The sequence below is a fragment of the Methylobacterium sp. GXF4 genome (assembly GCF_000272495.1).
In the GTDB taxonomy this organism is placed as follows: Bacteria; Pseudomonadota; Alphaproteobacteria; order Rhizobiales; family Beijerinckiaceae; genus Methylobacterium; species Methylobacterium brachiatum.
Genome location: NZ_AKFK01000102.1, coordinates 1 through 13,322, shown reverse-complemented (window position 1 = coordinate 13,322; position 13,322 = coordinate 1). Strand labels below are relative to the sequence as shown.

Genomic DNA, 13,322 nt, shown 5'->3' with positions numbered 1-13,322 from the left:
TCACACGCTCGGGCGCGATCGTCTCCGGCAGGCCGGCCTCATCGCTTTGTCGGTGGGACTCGCAGGCGAATGCAGCTTAGAACCCTCCGTCGATCGGATCGGCCGGTCCCGGAACACGTATCGCGATGACGCCAGACGCGCCGGAGCGCGCCCCGACCGACCCGGATCCCGCGCGGAGCCCCGGTGCGGACACGTCGGACCCGCGCAGGGCGGCGCGCGAGGCCGGGCGGGCCGCCCGCGACCTGTTCCGCCACCTGTGGATCCTGATCGCCGCCGGTGGACGCGGCCTCCTACGGCTCGGGCGTTCGGCCTTCGCCCGGCTCGCCGCGAGCCTCGCCCGTCGGCGCGATCGCGTGCGGCCGGAAGCGACGGAACAGCCGGTTGGCGCTTCAGCTGCCCCCGCCTCTGCGCGTTTCGCGCGCCTGAACCGCAAGCCGGTGCTGCTCGCCGTCGGTGCGGCGATCCTGCTGCCGGTCCTGACGCTGGCGATCTACCTGCTGGCCGCCCTCCTCACCCTGCCGCCGCTCGGGGGCGCGGTCGTCGATACCGGCCAGCGGGCGATCACCGTCGAGGCGGATGACGGGCGGGTCTTCGCCACCCGGGGCAGCTTTCGCGGCCAGAAGCTCACCGCCGCCGACCTGCCGCCGAACCTCGCCAAGGCGATCGTGGCGATCGAGGATCGCCGCTTCTACAGCCACTGGGGCATCGACCTGCGCGGCCTCGGCCGTGCCGCCTGGCGCAATGTCGCGGGCGGCGGCGTGCGCGAGGGCGGCTCGACGATCACGCAGCAATATGTCCGCCTGACCTCGCTCAACCAGGAGAAGACGCTCTGGCGCAAGGTCCAGGAGGCGTTCCTGGCCTTGCGGGTCGAGTCGACCATGAGCAAGGACGAGATCCTGCTCGGCTATCTCGACGCCGCCTATTTCGGTGCCGGCGCCTACGGGGCGGATGCGGCGGCGCGGCGCTATTTCGGCAAGCCCGCCAAGGCCCTGACCCTGCCCGAGGCGGCCATGCTGGCCGGGCTGGTGCGGGCGCCCTCGCAGCTCGCCCCGACCCGCAACCTCGGCGGTGCCAAGGAACGGGCCGACGTGGTGCTGCAGGCCATGGTCGAGACCGGCGCGATCACGCAGGGAGAGGCCGACGCCGCGCGCAAGCAGAGCGTGAGCCTGAAGTCGCCCCCCGAGGCGCCCCCCGGCACCAACTACTTCCTCGACATGATCGCCGGCGACGTGAAGCGTCTGGCCGGCACCGACGGCGACATGACCGTGCGCTCGACCCTCAATCTCGACCTGCAGAGCCTCGCCGAGGGCGTCGTCGCCCGCCGCCTCGACAAGGACGGCGCCAAGCGCAAGGTCGGCCAGGCGGCCATGGTGGTGCTGTCGAAGGCCGGCGCGATCCTCGCGATGGTCGGCGGCCGGGATTACGAGGACAGCCAGTTCAACCGCGCCGTCCAGGCCAAGCGGCAGCCGGGCTCGCTGTTCAAGCTCCTCGTCTACCTGACGGCCTACGAGCAGGGCCTCACGCCCGAGACCGTGATGGACGATCGCCCGGTGCGGATCGGGGACTGGGAGCCCGAGAACGACGACGGCCGCTATCGCGGGCCGGTGCCGCTGCGGACCGCCTTCGCGCTCTCGATCAACACGGTGGCGGCCCAGCTCGGGCAGGATGTCGGCATCCCGGCGGTGATCGCCACCGCCCGCAAGCTCGGGATCCAGTCCGAGCTGCCGAACGTGCCGAGCCTCGTCCTCGGCTCCGGCGCCGTAAGCCTCCTGGAGATCACCCGCGCCTACGGCTCGGTGCTCTCGGGCCGTGCCCCGCTCCAGGCCTTCGGCATCCACGCGATCCGCGGCGCCGCCCCGCAGCCGCTCTACGTGCGGGCCGATCCGGCCCAGACCGCCCCCTTGGCGCAGGAGCCGCGCCAGATGATGCTCGATTCGCTTCAGGCGGTGGTCGAATCCGGCACCGGCCGGGCGGCGCGGGTGCCGGGCCAGATCATTGGCGGCAAGACCGGCACCAGCCAGGATTTCCGCGATGCCTGGTTCGTCGGCATGACCCCGGACCTCGTGGTCGGGGTCTGGATCGGCAACGACGACGACAGCCCGATGAACCGGATGTTCGGCGGCGAGATGCCGGCCGGCATCTTCCACGATTTCGTCCAGCGCGCCTCCGCGCAGCTGGCCAAGGGCAAGCCCCGCCCTTCGGCGGAACGGGCCGAGCCGGCGCCGGCCGCCGCCTCGGCCCCGCCGGCCCCGGTCGCGTCCGCGGAGATCCGGGGCGTGCCCGAGGTGATCGACACCGGGACCCTGTCGCTGCGCGGGCGGACCGTGCGCCTGCTCGGCGTCATCGGCGAGCGCGGCCATCTCGCCCGCCAGCTCGCGAACTACCTGCGCCGCCGGGAGGTGGTCTGCAGCCTCGCCGACGGGGCCACGGCCCGCTGCCGGATCGAGGGCGACGACCTCGCCGCCCTGATCCTCACAGCCGGCGGCGCGCGCGCAGCGGAAGACGCCCCGCCGGACCTGCTCGGCGCCGAGGAGCAGGCCCGGGCCGAGCGCGTCGGCCTATGGGGGCGGTGACCCTCTAGCCCGCGCCGAGCTTGGCGAGCGTCAGCGGATCGGGCTGGCCGTCGAAATACCGCGCCAGCGCCTCGGCGAAGAGCGGCTCCTCCGGCGCGGCGCGCGCGAACAGCGTCATGCTCGAGCGGAACTTCACGTCGTCGGGCGAACCGAAGATCGCGTGCGCCGAGCGGGCGGTGACGCCGTTCACCGCCGCCGTGCAGGCGCGCAGTCGGTCGCCGAGCACGGGATGGGCCAGGTAAGCCTTGGCCTCGTCGAGGGAGCCGATCGCGTAACGCTGGGCCATCGGGCTGGAGCCCAGGCCGGCGATCTGCGGGAAGATGAACCACATCCAGTGGCTGCGCTTCTCCCCGGCGCGCAGCTCGGCCAGGGCCCGCTCGTAGACGCCCTCCTGCGCGGCGACGAAACGCTCGAGAGTGTACGGTTCGGCCATGGTCCCGCTCCGGTCTGCAGGAGATCAACACCGCGGCCGGCATTCGGATGCGCGCGGCCGACGCCGGGCGGCGGATCGTGTAACCTCACCGGATGCTCGACGCGCTCCTCGGCTTCATGATCGCCAACCCGGCGACGAGCCACGCCCTCACGGCCCTGCCCGAGACCGCCGGCGTCGCCGCCGCGATGATCGGGCTGCGCGCACCCCGTCCCGAGGCGACCGCGGCGCTGGTGGTCTCGACCTACTATTTCGGCCGCGAGGCCGGGCAGCGCGAGCACGACATCAAGCATGCCGGCTGGGACGCGGTCCAAGCGCATTTGGGCGCCGAATTCCTGTACGGCTGGTCCTTGCCTAACCTCCAGCAATGGCTAGCGCCGACCTGCGCCGCCTGGGCTGTCGCGGCGGCGATGATTCTGGTGCGGCGCCGGAGCGTGCGTGGGCGCTGATCAGGCGCGCACGCGCGACCTATCTGGGCGGATGACGCGCATTGCCGAACACGGAGACGTTTGATGCCGCAGATCGCCGTCCGGGGGCTCGAACTCCGCTACGTTCTCGAAGGCCCGAGCGACGCGCCTTTCGTGGCCTTCTCGAACTCGCTGGGGGCCACCCTGGAGATGTGGGACGCCCTGCTGCCGGCCCTGGCCGGCCGCTTCCGGACCCTGCGCTACGACACACGCGGCCATGGCGGCTCGGAAACGAGCGACCGGCCGACCGAGATCGCGGATCTGGCGGGCGACCTCGCGGGACTGCTCGACGCCCTCGGGATCGGCCGCGCCCATCTGGTCGGCCTCTCGCTCGGCGGCATGACCGTGCAGGCGCTGGCGAGCGCCGAGCCCGAGCGTGCCGTGAGCGCAACCCTGATGGCGACGGCGGCCCATCTCCCGACTGCGCAGACCTGGAACGCGCGCGCCGCGACGGCCCGGAGCCAGGGCACCGGCGCTCTGGTGGACGCCACCCTGGCGCGCTGGTTCACCCCGGCCTTCGCGCAGCATGCGCCCGAAACCGTCCAGGCGGTCCGCGAACGCTTCATCGCCTGTGACCGGGCGGGCTACGCGGTGTGCTGCGAGGCGATCGGGCGCATGGATATGCGCCCGGCCCTGTCGGCGATCACGGCTCCGACCCTGGTGATGGCCGGGCGCGACGACCCTTCGACGCCGCCCGCCATGGCGGAGGAGATCTGCGCCGGCATCGCCCAAGCGGAACTCGTCGTGCTCCCCCGGGCGGCGCATCTCCTCGCCGTGGAGCGCGCCGACGCGGCCGGCCTCTACCTGCGCGCCTTCCTCGACCGTATCGAGACAGCCCGCCTCTGAGCCCCTCAGAGGCCGCCATTCGGGGCGACGTCCAGACGCAGCTCCCGATCGCGCCCGCCGACGCCGAGCCAGTGGCCGCTTCGGCGCCGAGCGCTCTAGTGGCAGGGAATGCCGGCATCGGCCGGCGACATGCCCCGCGCCAGCCGGCGCCCGACATGGAACAGCACCTTCTCGATCAGCGCCACGGTGAGCGGATCGCCGTCATGCTTGGCCAGCTGATAGGCCACGAGCAGGTTGTCGCTGATATCCCCGAGCAGATCCGACGAATCGATCGGAAACTCCACGGGCTCGGCTTCCGAAGCCGGCGCCAGGTCCTCGGCCGGCTGGTCGCGCGTGGCCTGCGACACTTCGATGACCTCCCGCGCCGCGTCGATCATCGCCCGCATTTCCGCGAGCAGTTCCAGACTCGTCGCGTCTTCCGGCGTGTCGTTTCGCATGGTGTCGGCCCCCCAACCGACCCCAAACTGCACCTACAGGTTGCGATCCGTCAACCGCCAACCTGCACATCTTCCGCGCATCTGTAGATTATTGCCCATCCGTCGCACGGTCGATCTCTTCGCAACGCAACCGAATGCAACATTCATGATTCGGGGCATACAACCGAAGGGCGATAAGCACGCGCCTGCAAGTTCTGTGTATGGGCCTCATATTCGCGACTGAAACGCAAGAACGCCCCCGTGGATACATCCACGGGGGCGTTGCCGTTCGTCGATACGGGCAGGGTGTGCCCGCCAAACGTTACTTGATCAGGGCGAGCAGCGCCTTGCCGGCCTTGGAGTTCAACTCCTTGGCATCGAGGGTGCCGTCGCCATCCGGGTCGGCCGCCTTGAAGCGGTCGGCGACGGCAGCGAGGTACTCGTTCTTGTCGATGGTGCCGTCGTTGTCCGGATCGGCCTGCTTCAGGCCGGCCTTGCTGAGGCGGCCCTTCAGCTCCTTGGCATCGAGGGTGCCGTCGGCATCCTTTTCCAGGCGATCGAAGGTGGCGGAGGCCACGGCCTCGACTTCCTTGAGATCGACGGTGCCGTCGTTGTCGGTGTCGATCATCTTCACGGCGCTGGCTCCGCTCACCGGCTTGGCCAGGGCGGCGGGGACCGAAAGGCCGGACACAGCAAACGCAACCGCCGCGAAACCACTGATGAAACGAAGGGTCATTGCCAAATTCTCCCGAAACGTGATGCGCGATCTTCCTAGTCGCGCGCCAGCGCTGCTGCAAGTGCGAAGTTTGGCGGTGCAGCGCAGCTTCCAACGCCAGGCGCGATGAGAAAAGGGGCCGGCACATGCCGACCCCTTCCAAAATCATGGCGTCCTACAAGGCGGTTAGCCGGCTGACTCAGTAGCCGTAGCCGCGACGGACCACGGGGCGGTCGTCCTCGAAACGCTGCCGGCGATACATCCGGTCCTCGTCATCGGCCCGGTCGCGATCCCGGCGATATTCCTCGCGCCGGAAGTCGCGTTCCCGCTGACCGCGCGAGCGCAGGTCGACGCTGGGACCGTCGGGTCCGATATCGATGCGCTGAGCCGAGGCCGGGACGACGGTCGCGAGGGAGGCGGCCAGGATGGCGCCGGCGAGCAGGGTCTTCATGGGACACTCCTTCGTGCGTTGGGGTCCCAACACAGTCTCGCGACGATCGTTCCTGATTCGCCCAGGCTTTCCCCGAACCTCCGCATGGATTGAGGCGGCCTCAGGCCAGCGTCGAGAGATCCTGAAACCAGTGCTGAGCCTGCACGTAGTCCTTCACCCGCGGCGACAAGGCGTGGGGATTGGTGTCGTGGACCACCCATACCTGCACCGCGTCGTCGACGATGATTTCATGGATGCGGGCCAGCAGTTTGTTCTGCTCAGCCGGATCCAGGCTCGCCTTCACCTTGTCGCAGAGCGCATCGACCTCCGGGTTGCGGTAATGACTCCAATTCACGCCGCCCGGGGCGATCTGCTTCGAATCGTAGAAGCGCAGGATCGCGTAGAACGGGTCCGAAATGACGTAGGCTATGTTGCCGGCGGTGATGCCCTTGAGGCTCGGATCCGCGGCACCCTGGCGCCAGGCCGTGTAGGCCACCTCCAGCTCCACGGTCTTGAACTCGACCTGGATGCCGATCTCGGCCCAGCTCTGCTGGACGAATTCGTTGATCGGCAGGGACAGCATCTGCCCGGTGCCGCCGGTGGGGATCATGATCGTGGCCTTCACCGGGTTCTGCACCGAGAAGCCGGCCTCCTGCACGAGCTTGCGCGCCTGTTCGACGTCGGTCTTGATTTGGAAACTCGGCTTGCCGAACCACGGGCTCGACGCCTGCATCTGACCGGCTGCCGGCTGGGCGAGACCGCCCAGAAGCTGGACGACGCCCTCGCGATCGATGGCGAGGTTGGCGGCCTTGCGCAGGCGCAGGTCCCGCCAGGGTGAGCCCTCCAGCATCGACAGGTGGTAGTTCCAGACATGCGGGGTGTCGTTGCCGACGACGCGGATGCCGGACGCCTTGAGGCGGGGCACCGCGTCCGGGGCCGGCGCCTCGATCAGGTCGACATTGCCGGAGAGCAGCGCGTTCACCCGGGCAAGATCCTCGGGCACGCAGGTCAGCGTCAGCTTGGCGAGCTTCGGCACCCGCTTCGGGTTCCAGTAGCCGGCATTCGGCAGGAGCTCGAGACGGACCCGGGGGACCAGCTGACCCATCTTGAACGGGCCGGTGCCCGAGGGCTGGAACGCGAACTTCGCCCAGTCACGCCCGACCGCCTCGTACTGCGCCGGCGAGGAGATCAGGAACCACAGCATCTGGTAGGGGAACAGGCTGTCGGGATTCTTCGTGGTCACCTGGACGGTCTTGGCGTCGAGCTTCCGGTAGCTTGCGACACCCGGCAGCCGCGGGCGGACCTGGGCGGCCTGCCGCTGGTCGAAATGCGGCGCCTCCTTGTTGAGGACCTTGTCGAAGTTCCAAATCACCGCGTCGGCATCGAAGGCCGAGCCGTCATGGAATGTCACGCCTTCGCGCAGGTGGAAGATCCAGATCTTCGGATCCGCCTTGTCGACCTCCCAGGACGTGGCGAGGCCGGGGATCATCGTGCCGGGCCGGTCGGCGATGCCGAGATCCCAGGCGACCAGGGGATCGTAGAGCGTCAGGCCGGTGAACTGGTAGCCGCCGGCGCCCCGATCCGGCTGACCGGTGGTGAGCGGCAGGTCGGTCATCGAGATGCCGTAAGTCAGGCTGCCGGCACTTCCGCCCTGGGCGCCGGCCCGGCCGACCGTGCCCAGGGCCGCCAGGGCCGCGCCCCCGGCCATCAGCGCGCGGCGTGTCGGCTTGATCGAGTCCATCGTGTCTCTCGGCAGTAGGGGACGCGCTGCCGTCAGCGCCCCCTCCGTCGAGAAGTGCCGCCGCAGGCCGCATACGGTATCTTGCATGCATCGTGCCCAACGCCGCGGCCGCCGGTATTCCGACCCTCAGCCCGCCCAGACCTGTCCGGGCCTCAGGGCCAGGAATCGCTCGGGGGCAATGCCCTGCGCCTCCAGCGCCGCCGTCAGCGCCTCCACGGGCCGCTCGATCCCCTCGTCGGTGAGCTGGAACGTGCCCCAATGGTGGCCGAGCGCCTGGTCGGCCCCGAGCAGCGCGAAGGCCTCGACCGCCTCGGCCGGGTTCACGTGCTGGGCCTGCATGAACCAGCGCGGCTCGTAGGCGCCGATCGGCAGGGTCGCGAGCCGGGGCGCCCCGAACCGGGCGCGGATGTCGCGGAAGAGGCTGCCATCGCCGAAGCCGGTATCGCCCACATGGTAATGGACGCCCTGGGCCGCGGTGAGCACGAAGGCGCACCACAGGGCCATGCGCCGGTCCTGCACGCCGCGGGCGGACCAGTGATTGGCAGGGGTCAGGTGGACGGTCAGGCCGTCGCCGAGATCCACCGACTCGCCCCAGTCGCGGGTCTCCACATGCATCGTGTCGTCGTAGTTGCGCAGGATCGTGTCGTTGCCGAGCGGCGCGACGATCAGCGGCTGGTGGGCCTGCCAGATCCGGGCGAGGCTCGGCCCGTCGAGATGGTCGTAGTGGTTGTGGGTGATCAGGACCGCATCGATCGGCGGCAGGTCGCCGAACGCGATCCCCGGCGGGTTGACCCGCTTCGGGCCGGCGAAGCGGACCGGGCTGGCCCGCTTGGCGAAGACCGGATCGATCAGGATGTTGCGGCCGGCGACCTGGACGAGATAGCTCGCGTGGCCGATCAGCACGACGCGCAGCGCGCCGCTGCGCTCGGGCGGCCGGTCGGCGGGGAACGGGCTCGGGTAGCTCTTGGGCCAGGGCTCGCGCTGCCGCTTGGCCTGCCAGCGCAGCACGTCCGGCAGCGACTTGTCGGTGGCTTGGTCCGGCAGGAAGAACCGCAGCCCGTCGAAATGGTCGGATTTCGGACCGCGATAATACGGGTTCTTGCCCCGGCGGTGGGCGGCATAGCCGACGCCGCCGAGCGTCATCACCGTGGCCGCACTCGCGACCGTGAGCAGGCTGCGCCGTTTCATGGAGGGGAGATGGCCGGCCCGGCGCCGTGGTCAAGCTCTCCCGGCCGCGACGGGGAGCCTCAGGGTCGTCTCGGCCTCACTCGACGGCTTCCGCCGCGAGCGACAGGCGCGCACGAAACACCACCTTGCCGACCGTGTCGCGCACGCAGGCGACGTAGTCCTGGCGCTCCACGTCGGGCAGCATGTCGCGGGCGATCGCCGACATGATCCGGGTGACCTTGGCGCGTGCGGCCGGCAGGTCCGGCAGGTCGAAACCGACCTCGTCGCGGACTGGCTGGGAACCGTCATGGAGGTCGATGAAGTAGCGGGGCATCGGCGCGCGGCGTCTCGAGGAATACTAATTCGCCGATATCCGTACACAAATTATAGTTAATGGTGCGTTAACCGACCCGAATAGTGATCTATACCGGCTCTACAAATCACGAGCGCCAGCGCAGTTCGCGCTGTTCCAGCGGGTTCACGAACGGGCGTCCGGCCCGGGCCGATTCCAGGGCCTCGCGCTTGAGCCGGAAATACCATTGCGAGGGCAGATCGCCCTGGCCGAACAGCACCATCGTCGGCTTGCGGTCGAGGCCGTCCTGGGCGTGCTGGAGCACCTGCTGGTCCTGGGTGAGGAACTGCCGCATCAGCGGCCGGGCGACGGGCTTGAGCAGGTTCAGCGCCGGCATGCTCCAGTAGAGGGCATTGGTGAGCAGGGTGCGGTCCGGCGTGAGCGGGGTCGCGAAGGTGTAGTTGGCCACGCGTTTCGCGCCGGCGCGGATCCGCTCCAGCCGCATGCCGGGCAGGCGGAACTCGATCTCGACCTCCGGCACGCCGCCGAGCAGGCGGTAGACCGGTGAGCTGGTCGTGGTGGCGTGGCTCGTCATGACGAAGCCGTGCGGCACCGGCTGGAAGGTCTTCACCTTCTCGCGCAGCTGCTTCGAGGGGCGGAACCACCAGCTGTCATGCACGAAGGCGACGTGGCCGGGATCGACCAGGCTCAACGTCGTGAGGTCGTAGGAGGCCTCGACCACGAGCTCGACGACGAGCGACCCCGCCGGCTCGAAATCCAGCTCCGGCACCGCGGGTACCGCGCCGGAAGCGGGGCCGAGATGCGGGTTCACCCAGAGGAACCCCGCGCTCTCGCGGACCGGGAAGCGCTGCACCTGGATGCGGGAGAAATCGGCGGCGTCGTGCTCGGAGAGGGTCGGAACGTCGCGGCAGCGCCCATCCGTGCCGAAGCGCCAGCCGTGGAACGGGCACATCAGCGTGTCGCCGTCGAACCGGCCCTTGGACAGGGCCATGCCGCGATGGGGGCAGCGGTCGCGCAGGGCGAACGGCGTTCCGTCGGGAGCGCGGCCCAGCACGATCTGCTCGCCGTTCAGCTCGACGGCCCGAAGCCCCGTGCGCCCGAGGCTGCGGGACTGGCCGACGCAGTACCACGCGTTGCCGAGGGGCTGGCGCATGGCCTCGGGATCGAGGGCGGCATCCTCGGCGGGACGCGGCAGGGACGTGACGGGAGCGGTCAAGGGTTTTCGGGCTGGCCTCGGTGCGCCCGTCATACGCCCGGCAGCCCGGGGGCGGAAGCGGCCTTCCCGGGGAGGACAAACGGGCGCAGCCGCGGGGCTTCACAAGCGGCCGTGAGCCACCTACCTTCGCTTCACCCGCAACGAACGAAAGGAGGTGATCCAGTGTCTCATTGTCATCAGCCGTCAGTCTCGGCTTACCGGACCTGGACCGTCGCCTCCGGCGCGTCGCTCTAAGACGCGTCAGAGCCCCGATTTCGGGACAGTTCCGCCGGACATGACGGTTCGGCAATGGAAGGGCCACCCTCACGGGTGGCCCTTCGGCTTTTCGGGACCCGAATTTTCAGCGCTTCGGCGACTGGAACAGCGGCTGCGCCAGGGCCTCGGTCCGCGCCCGCCACAGATCGCGCTCCTCGCGCAGGGCATCGCGCTCGGCCGCGATGGCGTGGCGCTCGGCCCGCAGCGCGTCGCGCTCGGCGACGGCCCGGTCGCGCTCGATCCGCATATGCTCGCGCTCCTGCCGGAACCGCTCGCGCTCGCTCCGGAACTCCTCGCGCTCGGCGCGAACCTCCTCCTGCTCGGCGCGCAGATCCTCGATCGAGCCGATCTCCTCGCGGATATGCTCGCGCAGGGTCCGGATCTCCTCGGCCAGGATCGCCTGCAGCTCGTCCTGGCGGTCGGCCTCCAGGCGCAGCTTGGCCTTGAGCATGAGGTTCTCGGCCATCAGCTCAGACACATCCGCGTCCTCCGAAGCCGCCTGGGAACCGTCCGGCGGGGAGACGAGCCGGGGCGACCAGGCCGCCTCGGCACCCCGGGGCGTCCTGGCATCGGGCTGGGCCTCCTGCGGCCGCGCGTCGCCGCGCGGCTCGGCCGGGCTATGGGTCTTCATGGTCGCGAGCCAGTCCCGTAGCGGACCGGGGGCGGCGCGGCTGCCGGCCTCGTGCGGCGGTATGGTGCGGGCGGGTTCCGACATCGGCGGTCGTCCTGAACGGGTGCTGCCGGATCAGAGACCAAACATGCTTAACGATCCGTAAAAGTTAATGGGCGGCCTCAACCCTGGGGTGGTTCGCGGACGAGGACACCGAAAATTGACTTTTGCGGCCGCTGCCGCTACCCCCCGCGCTTCCGATCCGTAGCAGATCGCGACGACACGAAGCCGACCGGTCCCCGAGGCCGGAGGTCAACGCCCGACAGCGCGTCCGCGCCCTCGGGCGCGATCTGTGTTGGGTCGATCCGCTTCGCCGGACTCCGCCGGTCGAGGCCTCCGCATGCCCCAAGACGCCGTGACTCCAGCCGCATTGAACATTGCGGACGCGATCAACGAGACCTGCCCCTGGTCGGGCAAGCCGATTTCGGCCGACTCGCTGACGCTCTATAACGGCGCCGTCGTCGGCTTCTGCAATCCGGAATGCCGGGACAAATTCGCGAGCGCCGTGCGCAGCTTCGAGGCCGCCCTCCAGGCGCGCCGTGTCGAGCGCGCCGGCCTCGAGCAGTAAGCGCGGGTCCGAAAAACCATGTTCGAAGGCCTGTCCGACCGCCTCTCCGGCATCCTCTCGGGGCTCACCCGCCGGGGCGCCCTGACGGAAGCCGACGTCACCGCGGCGATGCGCGAGGTCCGCCGCGCCCTGCTGGAAGCCGACGTCGCCCTGGAGGTCGTGCGCGGCTTCACCGACCGGGTGAAGGAGAAGGCGGTCGGCGCCGTCGTGCTCAAGTCGGTCACCCCCGGCCAGATGGTCGTCAAGATCGTCAACGACGAGCTGGTGGCGATGCTCGGCACGGATGCCGAGGTGATCGACCTCAACGCCCCCGCCCCGGTGCCGATCTTGATGGTCGGCCTCCAGGGCTCGGGCAAGACAACCACCACCGCCAAGATCGCCCGGCGCCTGTCGGAGCGTGAGAAGCGGAAGGTGCTGCTCGCCTCGCTCGACACCCGTCGCCCGGCCGCCATGGAGCAGCTCGCGGTGCTGGCCAAGCAGGTCGGCGTCGAGAGCCTGCCGATCGTGGCCGGCCAGTCGGCGGTGCAGATCGCCAAGCGCGCCATGGAGGCGGCCCGGCTCGGCGGCTTCGACGTGGTGATGCTCGACACCGCCGGCCGCACCACGGTCGACGAGGCCCTGATGGTCGAGGCGGCCGAGGTGAAGGCCGCGACCCGGCCCCACGAGGTGCTGCTGGTCGCCGACGCGCTGACCGGCCAGGACGCCGTCAACACCGCCCGCGCCTTCGACGAGCGGCTCGGCGTCTCCGGCATCGTGCTGACCCGCATGGACGGCGATTCCCGCGGCGGTGCGGCGCTCTCGATGCGGGCCGTCACTGGCAAGCCGATCAAGCTCGTCGGTACCGGCGAGAAGGTCGACGCGCTGGAGGAGTTCCACCCGGCCCGCGTCGCCAACCGCATCCTCGGCATGGGCGACATCGTCTCCCTGGTCGAGAAGGCCGCCGAGACCATCGACCACGAGCAGGCGCTCCGCACCGCGGAGAAGATGCGCAAGGGCAAGTTCGATCTCGAGGACTTGTCCATGCAGCTCGCCCAGATGGAGAAGATGGGCGGCATCGGCGGCCTGATGGGCATGCTGCCCGGCATGGGCGCGATCAAGAAGCAGGTCGAGGGCGCCAACCTCGACGAGAAGATGTTCAAGCGCCAGCGGGCGATCATCTCGTCGATGACCCCGCAGGAGCGCAAGAACCCGGACCTGCTGAAGAATTCCCGCAAGAAGCGCATCGCGGCGGGCTCGGGGGTCGACGTCTCGGAGATCAACAAGCTCCTGAAGATGCACCGGACCATGGCCGACATGATGAAGGCGATGGGCTCCGGGAAACGCGGCATCGGCCAGGCGCTCGGCTCGATGTTCGGGCTCGGTGGCGGCGGCATGGGTGGTGGCATGGGCGGCGGCATGCCCGGCCTTCCGCCCGGCATGCCCGAGCCGACGCCTGAGCAGATCGCGCAGATCGAGAAGCAGTTCGGCGGCAAGCTGCCGCCGATGCCGCCGGGCCTCGGCGGGGGCGGGCTGGGC

14 protein-coding genes are annotated in these 13,322 nt (G+C 69.9%); 5 read left to right on the top strand and 9 right to left on the bottom strand.

Going from position 1 to position 13,322, the window contains the following annotated elements:
• Nucleotides 1-125 precede the first annotated feature (125 nt).
• Nucleotides 126-2,573, top strand: a complete 2,448-nt coding sequence (locus tag WYO_RS27140) for a PBP1A family penicillin-binding protein (RefSeq protein WP_007568796.1) — start codon at nt 126-128, stop codon at nt 2,571-2,573.
• A 4-nt stretch (nt 2,574-2,577) separates the two neighbouring features.
• Here the strand turns inward: WYO_RS27140 and WYO_RS27135 are convergent, their stop codons facing one another.
• The gene (locus tag WYO_RS27135; RefSeq protein ID WP_007568794.1) at nt 2,578-3,006 is read right to left on the bottom strand and encodes a DUF1810 domain-containing protein; all 429 of its coding nucleotides are present in this window, start codon (nt 3,004-3,006) and stop codon (nt 2,578-2,580) included.
• A 92-nt stretch (nt 3,007-3,098) separates the two neighbouring features.
• On the opposite strand from WYO_RS27135, the gene WYO_RS27130 reads away from it, so the two are divergent.
• Together WYO_RS27130 and pcaD are read left to right on the top strand one after the other, a co-directional pair.
• Nucleotides 3,099-3,452 (top strand): hypothetical protein, encoded by a 354-nt coding sequence (locus tag WYO_RS27130; protein WP_007568792.1) that lies wholly within the window; start codon nt 3,099-3,101, stop codon nt 3,450-3,452.
• Nucleotides 3,453-3,515: 63 nt separating this feature from the next.
• On the top strand, nt 3,516-4,316 hold the full coding sequence (pcaD, locus tag WYO_RS27125) for a 3-oxoadipate enol-lactonase (protein WP_007568790.1): 801 nt from the start codon (nt 3,516-3,518) through the stop codon (nt 4,314-4,316).
• Between the two features lie 95 nt (nt 4,317-4,411).
• Here pcaD and WYO_RS27120 read toward each other — a convergent pair whose 3' ends face one another.
• The 8 genes from WYO_RS27120 to WYO_RS27085 form a co-directional block, all read right to left on the bottom strand.
• A complete protein-coding gene (locus tag WYO_RS27120) occupies nt 4,412-4,753 on the bottom strand; it encodes a hypothetical protein (protein ID WP_007568788.1) in 342 nt (113 codons plus the stop codon).
• A gap of 301 nt (nt 4,754-5,054) precedes the next feature.
• Nucleotides 5,055-5,468, bottom strand: coding sequence for an EF-hand domain-containing protein (locus tag WYO_RS27115; RefSeq protein WP_007568786.1), 414 nt, complete (start codon nt 5,466-5,468; stop codon nt 5,055-5,057).
• 178 nt (nt 5,469-5,646) lie between these two features.
• Nucleotides 5,647-5,898, bottom strand: a complete 252-nt coding sequence (locus tag WYO_RS27110; protein ID WP_007568784.1) for a hypothetical protein — start codon at nt 5,896-5,898, stop codon at nt 5,647-5,649.
• A gap of 100 nt (nt 5,899-5,998) precedes the next feature.
• Complete coding sequence (locus tag WYO_RS27105; protein WP_007568783.1) at nt 5,999-7,618, bottom strand: ABC transporter substrate-binding protein; 1,620 nt, start codon at nt 7,616-7,618, stop codon at nt 5,999-6,001.
• Nucleotides 7,619-7,744: 126 nt separating this feature from the next.
• Nucleotides 7,745-8,806: an MBL fold metallo-hydrolase gene (locus tag WYO_RS27100; protein WP_007568782.1), complete on the bottom strand. Its 1,062-nt coding sequence runs from the start codon at nt 8,804-8,806 to the stop codon at nt 7,745-7,747.
• Between the two features lie 76 nt (nt 8,807-8,882).
• A complete protein-coding gene (locus WYO_RS27095; RefSeq protein ID WP_007568781.1) occupies nt 8,883-9,119 on the bottom strand; it encodes a hypothetical protein in 237 nt (78 codons plus the stop codon).
• A gap of 106 nt (nt 9,120-9,225) precedes the next feature.
• Nucleotides 9,226-10,347: an aromatic ring-hydroxylating dioxygenase subunit alpha gene (locus WYO_RS27090; protein WP_081497057.1), complete on the bottom strand. Its 1,122-nt coding sequence runs from the start codon at nt 10,345-10,347 to the stop codon at nt 9,226-9,228.
• 307 nt (nt 10,348-10,654) lie between these two features.
• On the bottom strand, nt 10,655-11,284 hold the full coding sequence (locus WYO_RS27085; protein ID WP_007568779.1) for a hypothetical protein: 630 nt from the start codon (nt 11,282-11,284) through the stop codon (nt 10,655-10,657).
• A gap of 295 nt (nt 11,285-11,579) precedes the next feature.
• Here WYO_RS27085 and WYO_RS27080 point away from each other — a divergent pair, with 295 nt between their 5' ends.
• Both WYO_RS27080 and ffh read left to right on the top strand, forming a co-directional pair.
• Nucleotides 11,580-11,807, top strand: a complete 228-nt coding sequence (locus tag WYO_RS27080; RefSeq protein ID WP_007568778.1) for a hypothetical protein — start codon at nt 11,580-11,582, stop codon at nt 11,805-11,807.
• Nucleotides 11,808-11,825: 18 nt separating this feature from the next.
• Nucleotides 11,826-13,322: signal recognition particle protein (gene ffh, locus WYO_RS27075; RefSeq protein ID WP_007568777.1), on the top strand; the 1,497-nt coding region annotated here is incomplete at its 3' end.

Bases quoted from the DNA above. Each gene is read 5' to 3' on its own strand.
- WYO_RS27140 (WP_007568796.1), top strand. From the start codon at position 126: ATGACGCCAGACGCGCCGGAGCGCGCCCCGACCGACCCGGATCCCGCG.
- WYO_RS27135 (WP_007568794.1), bottom strand. From the start codon at position 3,006: ATGGCCGAACCGTACACTCTCGAGCGTTTCGTCGCCGCGCAGGAGGGC.
- WYO_RS27130 (WP_007568792.1), top strand. From the start codon at position 3,099: ATGCTCGACGCGCTCCTCGGCTTCATGATCGCCAACCCGGCGACGAGC.
- pcaD (WP_007568790.1), top strand. From the start codon at position 3,516: ATGCCGCAGATCGCCGTCCGGGGGCTCGAACTCCGCTACGTTCTCGAA.
- WYO_RS27120 (WP_007568788.1), bottom strand. From the start codon at position 4,753: ATGCGAAACGACACGCCGGAAGACGCGACGAGTCTGGAACTGCTCGCG.
- WYO_RS27115 (WP_007568786.1), bottom strand. From the start codon at position 5,468: ATGACCCTTCGTTTCATCAGTGGTTTCGCGGCGGTTGCGTTTGCTGTG.
- WYO_RS27110 (WP_007568784.1), bottom strand. From the start codon at position 5,898: ATGAAGACCCTGCTCGCCGGCGCCATCCTGGCCGCCTCCCTCGCGACC.
- WYO_RS27105 (WP_007568783.1), bottom strand. From the start codon at position 7,618: ATGGACTCGATCAAGCCGACACGCCGCGCGCTGATGGCCGGGGGCGCG.
- WYO_RS27100 (WP_007568782.1), bottom strand. From the start codon at position 8,806: ATGAAACGGCGCAGCCTGCTCACGGTCGCGAGTGCGGCCACGGTGATG.
- WYO_RS27095 (WP_007568781.1), bottom strand. From the start codon at position 9,119: ATGCCCCGCTACTTCATCGACCTCCATGACGGTTCCCAGCCAGTCCGC.
- WYO_RS27090 (WP_081497057.1), bottom strand. From the start codon at position 10,347: ATGACGGGCGCACCGAGGCCAGCCCGAAAACCCTTGACCGCTCCCGTC.
- WYO_RS27085 (WP_007568779.1), bottom strand. From the start codon at position 11,284: ATGTCGGAACCCGCCCGCACCATACCGCCGCACGAGGCCGGCAGCCGC.
- WYO_RS27080 (WP_007568778.1), top strand. From the start codon at position 11,580: ATGCCCCAAGACGCCGTGACTCCAGCCGCATTGAACATTGCGGACGCG.